Source organism: Bradyrhizobium oligotrophicum S58, from assembly GCF_000344805.1.
Taxonomy (GTDB): Bacteria; Pseudomonadota; Alphaproteobacteria; order Rhizobiales; family Xanthobacteraceae; genus Bradyrhizobium; species Bradyrhizobium oligotrophicum.
The window spans coordinates 4851018-4868804 of record NC_020453.1 but is presented as its reverse complement, the minus strand read 5'-3'; the positions used below and the strand labels follow the sequence as shown (position 1 = coordinate 4868804).

Genomic DNA, 17787 nt, shown 5'->3' with positions numbered 1-17787 from the left:
TGCTATCCGACGATGAAATCGAGCTCGACTTTCATGTAGTTCAGTCCCTTGAACTGATCGGCCGGGAAGATCTCGTCGGCGATCAGATCGATCTCATGGCGGCGCGCCGCGACCAGCACGGCGTCCGGACGCTCCGAGCCGACGCTGTCTCCATCCGGGCCGCCCGGCGGCGCCAGCGTGAAGACGTCGCCGTCCTCGCTCGAGAACAGCTTGATGCCTGCGACGTAGTCGACATAGGTCCGCCGGTCGATGAAGTTGACGATGCTGCTGGCATAGATGCGGCGCCCGATCATGATGTCGGCGCCGTCATCGAATGCCCAGGGCGACAGGAAGCGGTTGAGATCGTCGTTGAGCCGCTGTTTCCACAGCGCCGGATTGTTCTGGTCGACGAAGCGGACGCCGACCCGGATGCGTACCTGGACATATCTGGCGTTCTCGACGCTGAGCCGCGCCGACCCCGGCAGCAGCGGCGCCAGATAATCTGCAATGTCGGCGAGCGTCGCCGACGAAGCCTTCGGCTCGAACGGATCGAACAGGCTCTTGCCGCGAATGTCCGGAATGACGATCAGCCGCACCAAGCCGAGAGCGTCGCGTCGGTCCATTGCGGCCTCGTTCGAGGTCGCCGGCAGGCACTTGGCTTTGTAGATGCCCGGAAAGCGACGCAGCACCAGGCGCTCATAATCCCAAGCCGTGACAGCACGCTGCTTGTGCCGCAGCCGTTCGCTCGACGAGGCATAGAAGCTGCGCGCGTCCTCAGCCGGCCGGCCGCCGAACGAGGCATAGGGCTGGCGAACTGCGGCAATGCCGGGCAACGGTGCAAACAACGCCTTGATCGTCTTCACCGGCAGCGGCGTCAGATCGGCCGAGGCGGTGCTTTGCAGCTCACGCGTTGCGAGCGCCGCCTGCGGATGGATCGCGATGGCGTCACAGACGGCGCTCGCGCCCACGGATACGCTGGCGCGCAGCCAATAGGGCCCCGCGGGCAATCGCGCGTCCGGCGAAGCCTCCGGCAGTGCGAAGGTGATGATGCCGGAGTTGATCAACTCGCGGGTGCCGTCGTGCAGGACCGCCTCGCCCGGGAGGTCCACCCAGCCGTTCTGGTCGAGCACGCTCCAGCGGATCGGCGGATGGTCGACATCGGCATTGGCGCTGCCCTCGGCCATCTGGAACAGCAGCGACAGCGTTTCGGGCGGACGCAACCCGTCGAGGCCGATCAACAGCTCGCCCTCATTGCCGTAATCGGCGAGCAGGGGGAAGCCGGTCGCGGCCGCGCGAGCCTCCGCGATCCCGAACGGGTGCAGATGAAATACCATGTCCGACGACGGACCCGGCTGATAGGCTTCCATCCGCAACTCGTGCCCGGCCAGCAGATCGAGCGTGAGCGATTTCAGCTTGGGTGTGTAGGGCTGGCCGACCGTATAGTTGGCCGCGGTGATCGTGCCGCCGGACTTGGCGAAGACGGCCGTATCGACCGCAAGCGCAATCGCCTTGGTCGCGGCAAGCCCGGCATAGTCGCGATGGCCGAAGCCGACGGACAATTCGAGCCGTAGCGCATGCGGCAGATTGCGCGCCGACGCGGATGTGGTGGACGGCGAGGGAACGGCGTAGGGCTGTAAGGCGTCGCTGACGGACGCGATCTCGAGGGGCTGTGGTTTGCTGGCGTCCTGCGTTCGGCCGCTTCGGTCGGCTGGGTCGCTGACGAACAGCGAGCTTGCGCCGCCTTGCGGCGTGATCACGGGACCAGAAACCAGGCTGACCTTGGCCGTGAACGGATCCTGCAGCGGGTAGGCCTTATAGACGTCTTTGAGATTGGCTGGACCGCCCATCCAGTCGAGCCGCAGTTTGACGGCCCGCAGCCGCTTGTTCTGAAGATCGGCATGCCCGATCCAGAGCATGGCGCCGGCGTCCGGCTGCGGTCCAAAGGGTTCGAACGGCCGCTTGCCGTCGAGTGGGCCGAGGTCGTTTTCCAGCAGCAGCGGGCCGAGCGGCTCGCCGTTCTGCGCCGGCTGGATGTAGGATCCGACGGCCGCGCGCATGTGGATGCGCGCGAGCCGCAGCGAGCGCAGCCGCGCGTAGCGGATCACCCAGCGGCCGAGCGTGCCGTCCCAGATCTGGCGCAGCGTCAGCCGCACCATCGGCCACGGGCACCCTGCGAGCACCTGATCCGCCGGCAGCGGCGCAAGTGCCGGCATGCTCGAAGGCAGAGTGAGCCGAACGCGCAGGCCGATCAGCTTTGTCGTGCCGGGGATCGGTGCGATGTCGTCGAGCTTGCTGTAGTCGACATTGGCATCGCCCGCGACCTCCACCTTGTCGGCTGACAGCGTGACCCAGCCGTCGGCCGTGCTGACTTGAACCGAGAACGGCTGTTCGGGCGCGGCGACGATCAGCTCGCCGCCATCGTCGTAGAAGCCGAAATTGAAGGTGATCTGCCGTGTCCCGGCGCTGAGCGCGAACAGCGGCGAGCCAATCGCAAGCCCAAGGGTCTCAGGCGGCGCCTGATCCGGTGATTGCGCCGGCGGTGCTGCACCAAATGTTTTCCAGCGTGACTCGAGCTCCGGGCTCGGATGCACGGCCGGCGCGTCCGCATAGGCATAGAGATTGAGCCAGTCCTGACGGAGTGGCTGCGGATCCGGCAGCTGGGTGCGCTTGCGCGAGGCGCGTTCGAGAATGTCGTAGGCCTGAAGCCATTGGTCGGCGCTTGCCGTCTTCGGCGCATCCGCGATCGCCTTGAGGGCCTGTATGTCCGCCGCCGGCGCCCAGTCCTTCAACTCCTCCAGAAGCTGGCCCGTCGTGGCGCTGGGCGATGCGCCGGCGGCACCGGCGAGGATCAATTGAAGGCCGGCGGCGGGATCGCCGGCTTGCTCACGCATCTTGCGCAGCACCTCGCGCCTTGCCGCAAACACCTTCTTCCGCAGGGCCTCTTCGAGATTGTCGTAGACCTGCTGCCATGCATGTTCGGACACGCTGGCTTCAGGCTGCTCGGCGGTCGCCATCATGCTGCCGAATACCTCGGCCGACATGAAGAAGTAGGCTTCGAGGTTGCAGACGGCGGCGGCATAGGTGTCGATCGAGGTCGTGCCGGTCGGCGTGTAGTCGATCGGTCCGACGGCCTCCTTCATGTTGCCCGTGAAGTCGGCGGGATCGGTCACCGGCAGGCTGTAGTCTTTTTTGTTGCGCTTGTCCTGGCCGGCATGTTCGAGCAGGCCGTTGATGACGCGCCAATCGGCATCGGAGGCGCGCTTGAGATCCATCATCGTGACGAAGGTCACGAGAGGCATGTGCAGCTTCTGCACAATCGCATCCTGCACGTCCCGGCGGTAGCGCTGCACGTAGAGATCGTCGACGGTCGTGATCTCCGGCAGACCAGCAAAGTTGGGGGCGCCGTTCAGCGCGGTGGCGAGGTTGGCGTTGAAGTCGCGCGGATTGGCCGGATTGAGCACAAAGTTCGGATCGTGGCGGGCGTCGCGTCCTGCCGTTTGAAGGATGGCGTTGATCTTGGTCCAGTCGGCGCCGGCATTGTCGCGAGTGCGCTTGCGGTCGATCAGCTCGCGCAATTCGAAATGTTGCAGGTGAAGCGTCGTCGGCGCGAAGGCGACCAGTGCCGCGAGCGACTGCAGCAGGGCGTAGGTGACGGGCTTGCCAGCATAGGACGGCAACGGGCCGCCGGGCGAAGGCTCGCCGAGGGCCAGCCGCAGCATCGCGATGAAGCGGTCCTCCTTGGTGCCGAGTGCGCCCTTCCTGGGGTCGCGCGCCTCGGCGAGCCCGATCAGGAGCTTGTCCGTGAAGACAGTCGTCAGCCTGCTGATCTTGGCGCGGTTGACCACGACGTCGGCATCGGTGCGAAAGAAGCGCTCGCGCTTGGCGGCATCGCGCCCCGCCGGCAGCCGGGTGCCCGCGGGGATCTGCACCGCCTGCGCGCCATTGGCGAGGTCGAACAGCACGAATACCTGGTCGGGCACCGGTGGCTTCGGCGAGAGCCGCAGCACGTCGCGATAGTAGTAGTCGAGATGGCGCGGCACGAGGCCGTTCAGCGCGTCTCGCGCCGTGCCAAGCAGCCTGAACAAGGCCAGCAGCAGCACGAGATGCGGCCGGCGCAGCCTGTCGTCGGATGCCGCCGCGGGATTGTCGATGAAGGAGATGATCTGATCGTCGGTCAGATCGCCAAGCAGCCCCGACCAATCACCGGCCGGCTGGTTGTCGGCATCGTAGTAGACCAGGTGTTCGACGTAGGTGCGCAGGAACCCCAAAAGATCGCGCGTCGTCCGCTCGTCGACACCGACCCCGTCCGGATATCGATCGGAGATGATCATGGTCGCCTGCAGCCGCGCGAACTGGCTGGTGCCGTCACGGCGAGGCGAGGGGATCTCGGTGGGGGGCTGCGGCGCCATTGCTCACCCCGCCTTCACTGTCGCGTCGGTCGCGACGAAGCTGCCGCTGCCGCTATAGGTCGGCGTCGGATCGGGGATCGGCGAGCCGGGACCCGGCGGCGGCTGCATCGCCGGAACCGACACGGTGAAGCGTGCGGTAAAGGAGCCGCCCTTCAGCAGCAGCTTCTTACTGCCGGTCTGGCAGGTCCCGGCCTGCTGGTTGGCGGCGAGAGAGGCAATCGAGAGCGTTCCGGTGCCGGGAATCGAGTAGGGACCGGCCGAATACATGCAGCCTGCGACCGATACGCTGGTCTCGTCGCCGACGACGCAGGCGAGTTTGCCCAGGACTCGGGCCTTGCCGCTCGCGGTGATGCGACCAGGGCGCACGACCACCGTTGCCGCGCCGAAGCTCGGCTTGAACGTGGTCATGTCGCCATCGATCACGATCACATCGCTCACGGCGCAGCTCTCACCGCTTCGTTGAGATAATAGGGATAGACCATGTTGAAACGGGAATTGTTGGCGCGGACCGTGTAGCGGATCGCGATCAGCACGAGGCCAGGAGTCTGGCCGTCATTCGTGACATCGACGCCGTCGAGGCGAATACGCGTCTCGTGATAGAGGATCGCGTCCGACACGGCCTCTCGGATCGACGTCAGCAGAGTCTGGTCGATCTCCTCGAACATGTAGCGGAACACGTCGCAGCCGAAATCCTGCCGCATCACGCGCTCGCCGAGCGCCGTGCCGAACAGGATCGTCAGGCTCTGGGCAATGTCATCCTCGCCGGCGACCATGGCGACGTCGGATCCGTCGGGGCCGAACTGCGGCGGAAACGCCCAGCCGCGCCCGAGATAACCGGCTGACGCGGTCATGGCCGATCCGCCCGCTGCAAAGTAAAGCCACGCATGCTCTGCCTCCTCGCACGCCACTTGATGACGTTGTTCAAATCAGTTCAGGTCGATCGTGCTGCCCTTGATCTTGATGGCTCCCTTGGCCTGGATGACGAGGTCCTTGGCTGAGTCGATGGTGATGCCGTTCGCATCCAAGGTGAACTTGTTGTTGTTCTTGTCCGACAGCGTGATGCTCTCGCCGTCGTCGTCGAGGATGACGGTCCGTCCGCCCGGCGTGCTGATCGTGATCGACGGCTTGTCGGCTTCCGACAGTACGACGCGCGTGTCCTTCCTGCCGACGATGCCTTTCTGCTTGGCATCGGTGAACCCCGAAGGAAGCTTGTTCTTGCCGCCCCAGAGACGGCCGAGCACGATCGGATGCCGTGGATCGCCGCCGAGGAAACCGACGAGAACTTCATCGCCTGGCTCCGGCCTGAAGCAGAAGCCGCGCTTGTCGCCGGCGTCGGGGCTGGCGATCCGCGCCCATAGCGGCTTCGGCGGCTCGGTGAGAACGGAGGAGACGCTGACCTGGATACGGCTTTCGTTCTCCGGGTCGTCCCCCGACGAGTCGGCGATGGTGCCGAGATGAAGCCCCGAGATCGGCGGCAGCAGGCCGCCGGCTTCCATGTTGGCGAGCTCGGGCAGCCGGCCCGCGGGCTCCGACGACAGGCCGAACTGAAGGTCGGTCGAGAAGCCGTGCGAGTCGAGCCGGTGGCGCACGCCCGTCACGAGCACCTTGCCGTTGAGCAGATCGCCGAGGCCGGCCAGCTCGGCAATATCCATCGGCTTGGCGCTGGGAAGGCCTGCCACGGACATGCGGCCGCGGATCAGCGCCAGCCGTGCGCGGGCCGCGCGCGCGTTCGTCCAGGCTTTGACTTCGTCCGGCTGCAGCGGGACCATATGGGTAAGACGAACCGGCGGCATGCCGAGTTCATCGCCGATCGATGCGGTCCCGATCTCGCCCTGCGGCAGGCTGAGCATTTCGGCCGTGGCAGGCTCCGCAGGCGCCAGCTGCTTCGGGTCCCAAGCGATGCCGTCGACGCTCGGAGCCTGGCTCGCGGCGTCCAGCTCGAAATGGAGGTCGGTGATCGGATCGAGCCCGAGCGAGAAGCCGTAGGCGGTGTCGCCATCGACCGCGAGCTTCTTCAGTGACACCTTGCCGTCGAAGGCCGTGGCGCCCAGGCCTTGGGCATCGGCACGGGTCAGGATGAAATCCCAGTCGGTGCAATCATGCTGCACCAGGGTTTTGTGCGACGGGGTCGTGTCGGGCACGTCGTCTACCGTCAGCGACGCGTCGCTCACGATGGAACGGATCGCGTCGCTGTCCGTGGTGTCGGTCCAGATCCGGCTATGGCGCGCGCCGGTCAGCTTGACGGCCTTGTCCTTGACGACCACGTCCAGCGTCGGCTGGCCATCGCGCGTGTGGACGAAGAAGGCGGTGACGATACCCTTGAACACGCTGATGTCGTCTTCGCCGGCGCGGCGCAGCTTGATCTCCACCTCCCCCGCCGGCTTGAATGGGCCGCCGGCCATCAGCGGCACCTCGTCCGCCACCGCTCCGTTGGCTTGGATCGAAATCATCGCGGTGGGAATGCGGTTCACGGAATGCGACACGTCGATCGAGAGCAGCGCAAAGCCAGGCGGCATCGCGCTTCCGGCGACGAGGATCGTGGGAATGGTGAAGCCGTCCGCCACATCCGGCTCCTAGCGCGACAGCGGCGGAAAGATCAGGGTCTGACCCGGCTCCAGTCCGCGCAGGTGGTTCAACCCGTTGACGCGGGCGACGCGCGGCGTATGGACCGTGCTGCCATAGACGGCATGGACCATGAGCGGCAGGGTATCACCGCCGCGCACCAGGCGCGCATGCGACACGTCGGGCGAGGTGAAGGCGAGCTTGGACTGCTGCTTTGCAACGTCGTCATCGGCCGTGAGCGTCAGCACGAGCTCGGCGCGCAAGGGCGAGCCGTCGCGCTCGAAGCTCGTATAGTTGATGGTGACGGTGGTCAGCCGGCAATTGAAGCTGAACTTGCCCCATTTCAGGTTCAGATAGCTCGGCTCATGGGTCTCGCTTTGCGGCTGGTAGGCGATGGCGAGGAAGCTGTCGATGCGGTCCTTGACGCTCTTGGTGTCGGAGAACAGGTTGACGAGGCCCATCTCCTCGACGCCGGTGCCGTCGAGCAGCAAGGTCAGTTCGATGGAGCTCGGCTGGGTCCGGATGAAGGTCGCGACCTGCTCGGCGCCGCCCGCGGCCTTTCCCGGCTCGAACAGATTGCTGTTGGTCTGGCTCAATGTCTGCGGATTGAACATCGCCACGAACGGCGAGCCGTCGATTTCCTTGCTCTTCTGCCGCTTGGCATCGGTGAAGGCGGAGATCTGCAGCTTCTCGAGCTTGAACAAGTCGGGAAAGCCCATCGTCAGCGCTCCTTCTGGCGGCGCAGGATGCGCAGGGTTTCGTCGACGCAGGCCTGCACCAGCGCGTCGCGATCGAACGCCGGGGCATTCGATGCAGGACTGTGCTCGTCGACCTTGTGGGGATCGACCACGGCACGGATGATCAGCTCACGGATCTCGACGGGCATGGGTCAGAGCCTCATGATCTGCATGCGGGTGTAGGCGAGCTCCATCGTGTCGATCACGACGCCGTTTTGTCCGGCATCGAGATCCGACGTCGCCCACCGCACCGGATAGGTGTTGAGGAACATCCAGCCCGCCGTCGGCGCACCGCTGTCGTCGAACAGCGTCACCAGGACGTTCGAGGCGGAGAATTTGAACAGCGACAGCGAGATGTTGAACTCGATGTCGAGCGGGGAGATCAGCGGCGCGCTGCGCTCCAGCACGAGGTTCTGGTAGCCGATCGTCTCGGGAAAGCGATGCGTGTAGAGATTCTGCCCGCCCTCGGCGTGCGTCTTCAGCGACACGGTGGCCCCCAGGCCCGACACCTTCTGGAAACGGATATCGATCGGATTCGGCACGAGGCCGCCGACGAAGAAGAACACGCCGAAGCGGAAGCTTAGAGGGAGGTCCTTGACCGGCATGTCACAGATACTCGACGGAAATTCCACTTGCGAGCAGATCGATTGTCTCGACGGCGATCTGCGTGCCGTTGACGTCGAAGCCCGGCGCGGCGAGCTTGACCGGAATAGCCTCCTTGACGTGCCAGACCACGACCGGTGCGCCTGCTTCGTCGCAAAGGCTGATCGCGAGCGCGCGCGCTGACGGCGGATCGGCCGTCAGCCATTGCGACAGGAAGTTGCCGCCTCGCATCACGCCCTTTTTCAGCGTCACCGTGCTATGGCTGCGCTTGGGAAAGCGCGTCACGTCCTCGCCTTCCCAGCGGCTGAAACCGTGCCGGTAGGTCACGGTCTCGTATTCACTCGCAAGACCCGCGACCTCGACGAAGCTCGCCGAGTCCGAATCGACCGTGACCTGGAAATTGTAACCAGGCAGCGGGTAGAGCAACTTCTGCGTCGCCTTGTCGTCGGGCATTGCTGATGTCACGCCTCGGTCATGGTGATGGCGTCGGCCCGGAGCTCGAGCGACTCGACGGCGACCTCGTTCGACTTGGCATCGAAAGCGGGCCCATCGAGCTTGGTCGGGAAGGCGTTGATGACCGTCCAGCTGATGACGGGCTTGCCCTGCTCGTCGCACAGCCTGATCACGACGTCCTTCTTCTCGACCTGGTTGAGCGTGACGGTCTTGATCCAGCTGTAGAGCGCCGCGACGCTGGCACTGCGGGCCACGCCCTTCTTGAGCGTCACGTTCACGGGTTGCGGCTGCGACGGCATGTGGATGATCCGGGGACCGGCGCTGCCGCCGCCGGTCTGGCTCTCCTTGAACGTCGTGACCTCGTAGTGGATCGACAGTCCCGACACCTCCGAGAACGCCACCGCATTGGGGCCGATCTCGACGCGGAAGTTGTAGACCGGCAATGGATAGGTGGCCTTGATTTCGCTGGCGCTGACAGCCATCTCTGCGCTCCCTTATATCTGTCGATATCGATCAGGCTTGTTGCAGCTTGTGCATGAAGCGCAGCACGATGAATTCGGCGGGCCTGACCGCCGCGATGCCGATCTCGACGATCAGCCGGCCCTCCAGCACGTCCTGCGGCGTCATGGTCTTGCCGAGGCCGACATTGACGTAATAGGCCGCTTCCGGCGTCGAGCCGGCGAGCGCTCCGCGCTCCCACAGCGAATACAGATAGCTTTCGATCATGCCCCTGACCTTCAGCCAGGTCGTGGCGTCGTTCGGTTCGAACACGGCAAAGCCGGAAGCCTTGCGGGTGTTCTCCTCGATGGTGATGAAGAGGCGCCGCACCGGCACATAGCGCCATTCATTGTCATTGCCGGCGAGCGTGCGGGCGCCCCAGACGATGGTGCCCTTGCCGGTGAAGTCGCGGATCGCGTTGATCGACTTGCCGGCGGTGGGATCGACGTTGAGCAATTCCTGGTCGGCATCCGTCATCTTCTTGTCGACACCGACCATCGCCATCACGCCGACATTGGCGGGCGCCTTCCAGACGCCGCGGTCACGGTCGACGCGGGCATAGATCCCGGCGATCGCAGCGCTCGGCGGCAAGGTCACGCGCTGGCGGCTCAGCGCGTCCTTGATCTGGTTGTAGCGCGCGGTATCGCTGAGCTTGATGTCGCCGAGCGCAGGCGTCGGCGGCGCACCGCCTCCGACCTTCACGAGATCGGCGCCGTCGCCGGCCGGCGTGGTCTGCAACGCGGCCGCGCCGGTTCCCAGCATCCTCACGTCGAAGCCGACGGAGGGCAGTCCGGCCTTCACGGCGGTCCAGCGATCGACCACCTGCTTGGCGGTCTTGCCGCCGGCGACGTTGGTGACGACGAGCGTCGGCTTGCCATTGACGATGGAGATGTCGACAGGCTGCGCGTTGTCGCCGCCGACGAGCTGAACCTTTGGCGTCGTCGTCGGATCGTTGCTCTGGAATGAGACGATCATGCCGTTGGCGTCGTTGGCGGGGAACTGCACCTCCTTGATGGTCGGCGGTACCGGCGCATCGGTGATCTTGACCTGGATCTTGCTTTCGTCGACGGCGAAGTTCAGCGACGTGCGCAGATACGGATGATAGGCGGCCCCGTACGACAGATAGTCGACGCCGACCTGGTTCCTGAATGTTGCGATGTCGCCCTTCGGGACGTCCAGGATGGCAAAGCGGTCCTTCAGTCGCGCGCACTGGGTCAGCGCGGCCTGGGCGATCTCGAAATAGTCGCCCGCGGCGAGCAGAACGGCGTCGGTGAGGACGATCAATGTCGGCTCGTCCTCCAGCGCGAGAAGGTTGAGCGCCTTGAGGAAGTCCGCCTTGGCGAGCGAACTCGTGTAGTCGCCGAGAGAAAAGATGTAGCAGGGGCCGCCGCCATTGGCGAAGTAGTGACTGACGGCGTAATAGAGCAGCCGGTCGGGGCTGGGGCCGGTGGCGGCGGCCGGATCGGTCAACGCGATCGTTGGCAGTCCCGTGGCCGCATCGGTCGCCGTCGAGGCGACGAAGGCGGTCGGCTTGGCACCGCCGAAGGTGGCGGTGTATTCCAGCAGCGAGCTGACCCGGGCCATCGCCGGACCTTTCTCAGTGTAGCCGAGGAACGCCGGGATGGCGGTCGATACCTCGGCAACCGATGGCGGCAATCGGGAGATCTCTTCGACGTAAACGCCCGGGGTTTTGTAGATCGGCATGGCAATGCACCTTCGGAACGTGGTGAGGAGAGGTGGAAGCAATCAGTTCGTCAGCAGCGATAGCACCTGGTAGCGGACCATCTGGCGCGGCGACGCCGCATCCGGTTGCAGCAGCACGAGACGATCGGGCGGCGGATTGGGCAGGCGCGTCAACAGCGCAGCGTTGGTGAGGCGCAGCTCGAGTGCGCCGAGCGGCATGTCGCGCGTGAGGACCGGCGCATCCGACAGCAGGCGCATCACGCGGCGGCCGGGATAACGTCCGATCAGATCCGACGCGACCGGGTCGGTGCCGACGGTCGCCGCCGTCAATTCAGCACGACCGGCATCGGCAATCGTGAGCGCGCGCGGGCCGTTGCCGGGGCTGGCATCGATCACGGTCAGCGTTGAGAGGTCGCCGGAAAAATCCGTAACGACGTAATAGGCCCACCGATTGTTCGCGGAGGTCAGCGGCACTACGAACGCGCGCGGCGCAGGTGCGGGCGTGAGCAGCGCAGCGTCCAGCGTGAGCGCGATATCCGCGAGCGCCCCGCGCGACGTCGTCGCCCGCACCGGGTAGGAAATCTGGAAGGCCGTGTCCCGCGCCAGCGCTGATGTATCGACCGTGATGCGCTTGGGGCCCGTCGCCACGCTCTTGACCACGCCGGCTCCGCTGACCGTGAAATCGGCAGCGGTGACGCCATCGAGTGGCGTGCCGGCGAGAGTGAACGGCTCCGCGCTCGCCGGGGCCGAGACGACGTGGCTCTCGGTCGCCTGTGCGCGTCGCGTGGTCAGACGAAGCGGCATGGGATCTGCCGCCATGACGCCGTCATTGGTGAACAGGGGCGCAGCCTGCTGACCAAGGTCGCTCAGCTTCGTGATCGCCGCATAGCCGGCGTTGCGAGGCTGAAGGGCAAAGTCGAGGGACAGCGGCGCAGCGCCCGCGGCGATGATATCGCCTGCGGCGTTGACCTCGGCGTACACGCGGATGCGGTCGGCAAAGCTCTTGCAGGTGAGCCGCAACCGGGCCATGGCCGCCGCCGTCGCCGCGGCCGGCACGATCGCGAAATCGCCGCAGCGCAGGTCGGCGTAGTAATCGTGCGTCACACGGACGTCAAACAGAGGGGCCGACGGCATGTTCCAGTCTCCGCTCGGGTGGGCCGGAGACCGGCCGCGTCATTTCTTCCTGACGGTCTTCGAAGACGAGCATGCGCACGCGATAGAGCAGGGAGGGCTGGAATGCGGCGCGCAGCGCATTCCACAGATCGTTCTGCTCGTTGAGCGGAAGGGTCACGAGCTCGAGCGCCAGCTGCGGCACACCGGCCGGCATGTTCGGCGTGGTCTGCCGGTCCAGAACCGGATGCGACTGGAAGAAGGCGATGATCTGCGACAACCGCGCCAGCGCCTGCTCATATTGCTTGAAGCGCGCCACGAACAGAACGCGCATGTTCAGGCGAACGTCGGGCTGGACGCGATAGGCGGTGCCGTCGGTGCCGAGCCGCTGATACGGATTGGCCGCGCGCAGGATCGGTTCCTGTTCGACATTGATGAGCATGGTCGTCACCGCGCCCATTCGGAAGGATATCGGGTCCGTCTTGTCGCCATCGAGAAAGATGACGGCATCTTCGGCAGGAGCCGCGTGTCCGGGAACCGCTGGCCCGATCAACTGCGCATTGAGAAGATCGCGGAGGAAAATCATCGCTTGATCAATCACGTATCGCTCCGCAACTAACAGGTCGGCAACGACGTAGCGAAGGGTACCGCGACCCATCGGATCGCGATGTCATATTTACAGCCGTTCTCGCGTCGGCTCGATCAGGCGCAGAGGCTCGCACTGCATGGTCGTCAAGGTTGTGTGTGCGGACCGGTCGATGTGGTTCAGGTCTTCAATGAGTTTCGCGTCGAAAACAACAAATAGAAAAGTTCGCAATATTCAACTACGGTAACTTCTGTCGCCCAACGCGTCAAGTTGCCACGATGCCACCTCAGGCTGAGGTGGTCAAAGCGAACCAGACCGGCAGGATGAAGATCAGGCGTGCGTCATGCGTCCGATGCAGGAAGCGAATTGGAGCGCGGCGGTGTCATGCAACCTGCATCGAGACGCCGTTCATTGTGATGCATGGCGTGCGCATCCATCGTCGAGTGCCCTGAGGATTGTTCTGGGACGACGGGATCATGACGCCGTGTCGAGTCGATGCTGTTGCAGGACTCTGGGAAGCATCGGCCGGGCGCCGTCGAGGAAGAGCTGGATCGCATCGCGCACGGTCTCTTCGAGATCGGACGGAACCGGCGTCTCGTAGATGAACTTGCGGATCGCGAGATAGAAGATGCGGCCATGCAGGCCCCAGAACATTTCCACCTCGCGGCTCCCGAGCGGGCAGGACCCGGCGTCCGGCAGTTTCAGCTCGTGACGCAGCTCGAGCGCGGCAGGCTCGATGATCTCGCGACGGACCAGATCGAGATAGCGACCGGTGATGCCGAACGACTTCATGCCGGAGAAGACGAAGATCCGGACCCAGTTGTACTCGAACACGCGGGCGACGTAGTCGAGATAGAAGTCCGTCAGCCGAGCCTGCAGCGGCTGGCTGCGGTCGCGGATGAGCGGCCCCCAGTCCTGCGACCACCGGCTCAGATAGACCTCCTGGTAGACTCGCTCGATGAGTGCTTCCTTGCTGGGGAAGTGCCGGTAGATCACCGAATGCGCGATACCCATGCGCTTGGCGAGCTCCCGGGTCTGTCCTTCGAAGCCGTGCTCGGCGAAAAACCGGATTGCTTCGTCCACGATCACCCGCTCGCGGTCGGCCGCGCGCATGTTGCGGCGCTTCGCCGGCGGTGCGCCGTCGGACTTGCTGGTGCTTCGAGGGCCGGCACGGCTTGCCGGCCGTGATGCGCTCGCTGTCTTCGAAGTCCTTGCCATGGTCTCAAAATCGATTGCCGCGATGAGTGTCCTAGATAGCCCGAAAGCAGTTTTGTGACCAATCGTTCGTTTGTGGTTGACGGTGACGGTAAGGCCGTGCGACTGTTTTGAGACCAGATGGTCACAAATCTGCATCCCGGGCTGATGAGCCCGCAGCGAGGAAACGGATGAAAGCGAGGGCTTTCAGCTATTTTCGTGCAAGGACGGTCGAAGAGGCGCTCGACGCTCACGCGCGCGGCGGCGACGAGGCGCGCTTCATTGCCGGCGGCCAAAGTCTGGTTCCGGCCCTGGCCCTGCGGCTGCAGGCGCCGCGGATTCTGATCGACATCAACCACATCGACGAACTGCGGGGCGTGAGGCGCGACGGCGAATGGCTGCGCATCGGCGCCTTGACGCGGCATTGCGAGATGCTGAGCGAGCCGCTCATCGCCGAATTCGCGCCGCTGCTGCGCGCCGCGGCCCCGTTCGTTGCCCATCCCGCCATTCGCAATCGCGGCACGCTGGGCGGCAGCGTCGCGCTCGCCGATCCCTCGTCCGAATTTCCCGCTGTCGTGCTGGCGCTCGATGCGGAGATCGAGATTGCCGGGGCCGCTGGCCGGCGCCGGGTCAGGGCCGGCGACTTCTTCCTCGATCTGTTCGAGACCGCGCTCGCGCCCGGTGAACTCCTCGTCGCTGTCCACATTCCGCTGTTTCGCAGCAACCAGCGGATCGCGTTCGACGAGCTGGCGCGTCGGCGTGGCGATTATGCGCTGGTCGGCTGCGGCATCGTTGGGTCGTTCGAGAACGATCTGATCCAGGACATCCGCATCGCGTTCTTCTCGGTCGGCAATGTCCCGACCCGGGCCAGACATGCGGAGGCGGCGCTCGTGGGAGCCCGCATGGATGCCGATCGGATCGTGGCAGCCCAGGCTGGCCTCGACAACGATCTTGCGCCTGCCGACAGCGACGATGTTCCGCCTGCGATGCGTCTTCATCTGGCGCGCGTCCTGCTCGGCCGGCTCCTGGGGCGGATCGGAGAGGCGGCATGAGCGGCCATCCGACGATGCCGATCGATATCGACGAGCCCGACGAGGCGGTTCGCGTCCGTCTTGTCGTCAACGGCCGCAAGACCGTGTGCGAGGTCGCCCCGCGTGACACGCTGGTCGATTGTCTACGCAATCAGCTCGAGCTGACCGGCACGCATGCCGGATGTGAGATGGGGGCCTGCGGCGCCTGTCTGGTCCAGCTCGATGGTCATGCGGTCCACGCCTGCCTGATGTTCGCCGTGCAGGCCGAGGGCGCGCGCATCGACACCATCGAGGGCCTCTCGGAAAGCGGCGCGATCGCTGATCTCCAAGCCGAGTTTCATCGTCGCAACGCGCTGCAATGCGGCTTCTGCACCCCCGGCATGCTGATGACCGCGCACGAGTTGCTCTCGAATGTCGCCCGGCCGAGCCGCGAGGCCATCCGTGATGCGCTGTCCGGCAATTTCTGCCGCTGCACCGGATATGAGGCAATCGTCGATGCGATCGCCGCGGTGGCCGAGGCGCGCGCGGCGAGGGCCGCGGAGGGCACGCCGCAATGACCGCGCCGCTGACCTCGCTCGACCGTCCGAACTCCTATATCGGCCGCTCCGTGCCGCGTCCGAACGCGAAGCGGCTGCTGGCCGGGCGCGGACGCTACGTCACCGACATCCGGCTGCCGCGCATGCTGCACGCAGCCTTCCTGCGCAGCCCGTACGCGCATGCACGGATCATCGGCATCGATGTCGAAGCCGCGCGTGCACTTCCGGGCGTACATCTCGTGGCCATGGGCGCCGACCTTGCCAAGATCTGCACGCCCTGGACCGGGACGCTCGATCATTTCAAGGGCATGACCTCCGAGCCGCAGCTGCCGCTGCCGCTCGATCGCGTGGTCTGGGCCGGGCAGGCCGTCGTTGCCGTGGTCGCCGAGAGCAGGGCGCTCGCCGAAGATGCGCTGGAGCTGATCTCGGTCGATTACGAGGAGCTGCCTGCGGTGGTCGATCTCGACGCCGCGCGCGCGCCCGATGCACCCCGGGTCAATCCCGCGAGCCAGTCCAACCTCTGCTTTCGCACCCAGCTCGACAGCGGCGGGGTCGACGAGGTTTTCGCGTCGGCCGCGCATGTCATCGAGCAGGAGTTCAGCTTCGGCCGTCATACGCCGGTCACGCTGGAGCCGCGCGCCATCGTCGCGGACTACGATCCCGAGGGCAGCACGCTCATCGTCCACCATGCCACGCAGACGCCGTATCAGTTCCAGGATCTCTATTCCCGTCATTACAACATCCCCGAAGCGAGCGTGCGCGTGATCGCGCCCGATATCGGCGGCTCGTTCGGCATGAAGCTGCATGTCTATCATGAGGACATGGCGGTGGTCGGGCTGTCGATCCTGCTGGGACGTCCGGTCAAGTACGTCGCCGACCGTATCGAATCCTTCGTCTCGGACATTCATGCGCGCGATCACCAGGTGCAGGCGCGGATGGCTGTGGATGCCGATGGCAGGATCCTCGCCATGGACATTCACGATGCCACGGCCATCGGCGCCTTCTCGACCTATCCGCGCACCAGCGTGGTCGAAGGCAACCAGGTCATCCGCCTGATCGGCGCGCCCTATGATTTCAGGTCGTATCGCGCGGTGCTCGAGGTCGTGTTTCAGAACAAGGTGCAGACCAGCCAGTACCGCGCAGTCGGTCATCCGATCGCCTGTGCGGTCACCGAGCGGATGGTTGATCTTGCGGCCGGCGCGGTCGGCCTCGATCCGCTTGCGATCCGGGCGAAGAACGTGATCCCCGACGATGCCTATCCGACGGCGTCGCCGACCGGCTACAGATTCGAAGCCTTGTCGCATCAGGCTTGTCTGCGCCGGCTGCGCGATCTCATGGATTATGACGCGCTCCGCGCCGAGCAGACCGAGCTGCGTCAACGCGGCATTCATCGCGGCATCGGCATTGCGACCTTTGTCGAGATCACAAATCCGAGCCCGGCGTTCTACGGCGTCGGCGGCGCACGCATTTCCTCGCAGGATGGCGCGACCCTCAGCCTGACGCCGTCGGGCGAGGTGCGCTGTGCGATCTCCGTCACCGAACAGGGGCAGGGCACCGAGGCGATCGTCAGCCAGATCGTCGCCGATCAGCTCGGCGTGGCCCAGGAGCACGTCAAGGTCATCACCGGCGACACCGAGGTGACCCCGCATGGCGGTGCGACCTGGGCATGCCGCGGCGCCGGCATCGGCGGCGAGACCGCGCTGCAGGCCGCGCGCAGGCTCAAGGCGAACATTCTGGAGATTGCAGCACTGGTGCTGCAGGAGCAGCCGGCCGCACTCGACATCGTCGATGGTCAGGTGGTGAGCGTCGCCACGCGGCAGCCGCGCCTGGCCGTCGCCGAGATCGCGCGCATCGCCTATTTCAGATCGGATACGTTGCCGCCGGGCACCCAGGCGCAGCTGACGGTCAGCCATCATTTCGCGCCGCAGGGCTATCCGTTTGCCTTCACCAACGGCATCCAGGGTTGCTCCATCGAGGTCGACGTCGAGACTGGATTCGTCAAACTGCTGAAGCACTACGTCGTCGAGGATTGCGGCCGTATCATCAATCCGATGCTGGTCGACGAGCAGCTGCGCGGCGGCGTCGTGCAGGGGCTCGGTGCTGCGCTGTTCGAGGAATGCCGTTATGGTGAGACCGGGCAGCTCCTCAACGGAACGCTGGCCGACTATCTCGTCCCGATGGCGATGGAGATGCCTGATATCGTCATCGACCATGTGGAGACACCGACCGCCGACACCATCCTGGGCGCCAAGGGCTGCGGCGAAGCCGGCACGGCAGCGGCATCGGCTTGCGTGCTCAACGCGGTCAATGATGCGCTGGCTCCGTTCGGCGCATCCATCAACACCATTCCGATCACGCCTGCGCGTGTGCTCAAAGCGCTCAATCGGTTCTGATATAACAAGACGA

Annotated in this window: 16 protein-coding genes; 3 read left to right on the top strand and 13 right to left on the bottom strand. The window is 65.2% G+C overall.

What is annotated here, in order from left to right:
• Nucleotides 1-2 precede the first annotated feature (2 nt).
• The 13 genes from S58_RS20970 to S58_RS20915 all read right to left on the bottom strand — a co-directional run bounded on the left by S58_RS20970 (nucleotide 3) and on the right by S58_RS20915 (nucleotide 13733).
• On the bottom strand, nucleotides 3-4388 hold the full coding sequence (locus S58_RS20970; RefSeq protein WP_015667376.1) for a baseplate J/gp47 family protein: 4386 nt from the start codon (nucleotides 4386-4388) through the stop codon (nucleotides 3-5).
• Nucleotides 4389-4391: 3 nt separating this feature from the next.
• The gene (locus S58_RS20965) at nucleotides 4392-4826 is read right to left on the bottom strand and encodes a hypothetical protein (RefSeq protein ID WP_015667375.1); all 435 of its coding nucleotides are present in this window, start codon (nucleotides 4824-4826) and stop codon (nucleotides 4392-4394) included.
• A complete protein-coding gene (locus S58_RS20960; RefSeq protein WP_015667374.1) occupies nucleotides 4823-5239 on the bottom strand; it encodes a GPW/gp25 family protein in 417 nt (138 codons plus the stop codon). Before S58_RS20960 ends, S58_RS20965 begins: the two co-directional genes overlap by 4 nt.
• A gap of 75 nt (nucleotides 5240-5314) precedes the next feature.
• The gene (locus S58_RS20955; protein WP_015667373.1) at nucleotides 5315-6952 is read right to left on the bottom strand and encodes a phage baseplate assembly protein V; all 1638 of its coding nucleotides are present in this window, start codon (nucleotides 6950-6952) and stop codon (nucleotides 5315-5317) included.
• A 9-nt stretch (nucleotides 6953-6961) separates the two neighbouring features.
• Nucleotides 6962-7669 (bottom strand): CIS tube protein, encoded by a 708-nt coding sequence (locus S58_RS20950; RefSeq protein ID WP_015667372.1) that lies wholly within the window; start codon nucleotides 7667-7669, stop codon nucleotides 6962-6964.
• Between the two features lie 2 nt (nucleotides 7670-7671).
• A complete protein-coding gene (locus tag S58_RS38675; protein ID WP_015667371.1) occupies nucleotides 7672-7836 on the bottom strand; it encodes a DUF5908 family protein in 165 nt (54 codons plus the stop codon).
• A gap of 3 nt (nucleotides 7837-7839) precedes the next feature.
• Entirely contained in the window at nucleotides 7840-8292 is a 453-nt protein-coding gene (locus S58_RS20945; protein ID WP_015667370.1) for a phage tail protein, read from the bottom strand.
• 1 nt (nucleotide 8293) lies between these two features.
• A complete protein-coding gene (locus S58_RS20940; protein WP_015667369.1) occupies nucleotides 8294-8743 on the bottom strand; it encodes a phage tail protein in 450 nt (149 codons plus the stop codon).
• A gap of 8 nt (nucleotides 8744-8751) precedes the next feature.
• Nucleotides 8752-9225 (bottom strand): phage tail protein, encoded by a 474-nt coding sequence (locus tag S58_RS20935; RefSeq protein ID WP_015667368.1) that lies wholly within the window; start codon nucleotides 9223-9225, stop codon nucleotides 8752-8754.
• Nucleotides 9226-9256: 31 nt separating this feature from the next.
• Nucleotides 9257-10945 (bottom strand): phage tail sheath family protein, encoded by a 1689-nt coding sequence (locus tag S58_RS20930; protein WP_015667367.1) that lies wholly within the window; start codon nucleotides 10943-10945, stop codon nucleotides 9257-9259.
• A gap of 42 nt (nucleotides 10946-10987) precedes the next feature.
• Nucleotides 10988-12058, bottom strand: a complete 1071-nt coding sequence (locus tag S58_RS20925) for a hypothetical protein (protein ID WP_015667366.1) — start codon at nucleotides 12056-12058, stop codon at nucleotides 10988-10990.
• Nucleotides 12036-12620 (bottom strand): DUF4255 domain-containing protein, encoded by a 585-nt coding sequence (locus tag S58_RS20920; protein WP_244440616.1) that lies wholly within the window; start codon nucleotides 12618-12620, stop codon nucleotides 12036-12038. Before S58_RS20920 ends, S58_RS20925 begins: the two co-directional genes overlap by 23 nt.
• Nucleotides 12621-13094: 474 nt before the next feature.
• Nucleotides 13095-13733 (bottom strand): TetR/AcrR family transcriptional regulator, encoded by a 639-nt coding sequence (locus S58_RS20915; protein ID WP_015667364.1) that lies wholly within the window; start codon nucleotides 13731-13733, stop codon nucleotides 13095-13097.
• A 272-nt stretch (nucleotides 13734-14005) separates the two neighbouring features.
• On the opposite strand from S58_RS20915, the gene S58_RS20910 reads away from it, so the two are divergent.
• From S58_RS20910 to S58_RS20900, 3 genes are read left to right on the top strand one after another with little or no spacing between them, the layout of a single operon-like run.
• A complete protein-coding gene (locus tag S58_RS20910) occupies nucleotides 14006-14866 on the top strand; it encodes an FAD binding domain-containing protein (RefSeq protein WP_015667363.1) in 861 nt (286 codons plus the stop codon).
• Nucleotides 14863-15402 (top strand): (2Fe-2S)-binding protein, encoded by a 540-nt coding sequence (locus S58_RS20905; protein ID WP_015667362.1) that lies wholly within the window; start codon nucleotides 14863-14865, stop codon nucleotides 15400-15402. The genes S58_RS20910 and S58_RS20905 overlap by 4 nt, the downstream gene beginning before the upstream one ends.
• Nucleotides 15399-17774 carry a xanthine dehydrogenase family protein molybdopterin-binding subunit gene (locus S58_RS20900; RefSeq protein WP_015667361.1) on the top strand — a complete coding sequence of 792 codons (2376 nt, stop codon included), beginning with the start codon at nucleotides 15399-15401 and terminating at the stop codon, nucleotides 17772-17774. The genes S58_RS20905 and S58_RS20900 overlap by 4 nt, the downstream gene beginning before the upstream one ends.
• Nucleotides 17775-17787: the final 13 nt, after the last annotated feature.

What these genes read in the sequence shown, in the direction of transcription:
- S58_RS20900 (WP_015667361.1), top strand. Translation starts at nt 15,399, where the DNA reads ATGACCGCGCCGCTGACCTCGCTCGACCGTCCGAACTCCTATATCGGC.
- S58_RS20925 (WP_015667366.1), bottom strand. Translation starts at nt 12,058, where the DNA reads ATGCCGTCGGCCCCTCTGTTTGACGTCCGTGTGACGCACGATTACTAC.
- S58_RS20905 (WP_015667362.1), top strand. Translation starts at nt 14,863, where the DNA reads ATGAGCGGCCATCCGACGATGCCGATCGATATCGACGAGCCCGACGAG.
- S58_RS20930 (WP_015667367.1), bottom strand. Translation starts at nt 10,945, where the DNA reads ATGCCGATCTACAAAACCCCGGGCGTTTACGTCGAAGAGATCTCCCGA.
- S58_RS20945 (WP_015667370.1), bottom strand. Translation starts at nt 8,292, where the DNA reads ATGCCGGTCAAGGACCTCCCTCTAAGCTTCCGCTTCGGCGTGTTCTTC.
- S58_RS20970 (WP_015667376.1), bottom strand. Translation starts at nt 4,388, where the DNA reads ATGGCGCCGCAGCCCCCCACCGAGATCCCCTCGCCTCGCCGTGACGGC.
- S58_RS20960 (WP_015667374.1), bottom strand. Translation starts at nt 5,239, where the DNA reads ATGACCGCGTCAGCCGGTTATCTCGGGCGCGGCTGGGCGTTTCCGCCG.
- S58_RS38675 (WP_015667371.1), bottom strand. Translation starts at nt 7,836, where the DNA reads ATGCCCGTCGAGATCCGTGAGCTGATCATCCGTGCCGTGGTCGATCCC.
- S58_RS20910 (WP_015667363.1), top strand. Translation starts at nt 14,006, where the DNA reads ATGAAAGCGAGGGCTTTCAGCTATTTTCGTGCAAGGACGGTCGAAGAG.
- S58_RS20915 (WP_015667364.1), bottom strand. Translation starts at nt 13,733, where the DNA reads ATGCGCGCGGCCGACCGCGAGCGGGTGATCGTGGACGAAGCAATCCGG.
- S58_RS20935 (WP_015667368.1), bottom strand. Translation starts at nt 9,225, where the DNA reads ATGGCTGTCAGCGCCAGCGAAATCAAGGCCACCTATCCATTGCCGGTC.
- S58_RS20950 (WP_015667372.1), bottom strand. Translation starts at nt 7,669, where the DNA reads ATGGGCTTTCCCGACTTGTTCAAGCTCGAGAAGCTGCAGATCTCCGCC.
- S58_RS20920 (WP_244440616.1), bottom strand. Translation starts at nt 12,620, where the DNA reads ATGATTTTCCTCCGCGATCTTCTCAATGCGCAGTTGATCGGGCCAGCG.
- S58_RS20940 (WP_015667369.1), bottom strand. Translation starts at nt 8,743, where the DNA reads ATGCCCGACGACAAGGCGACGCAGAAGTTGCTCTACCCGCTGCCTGGT.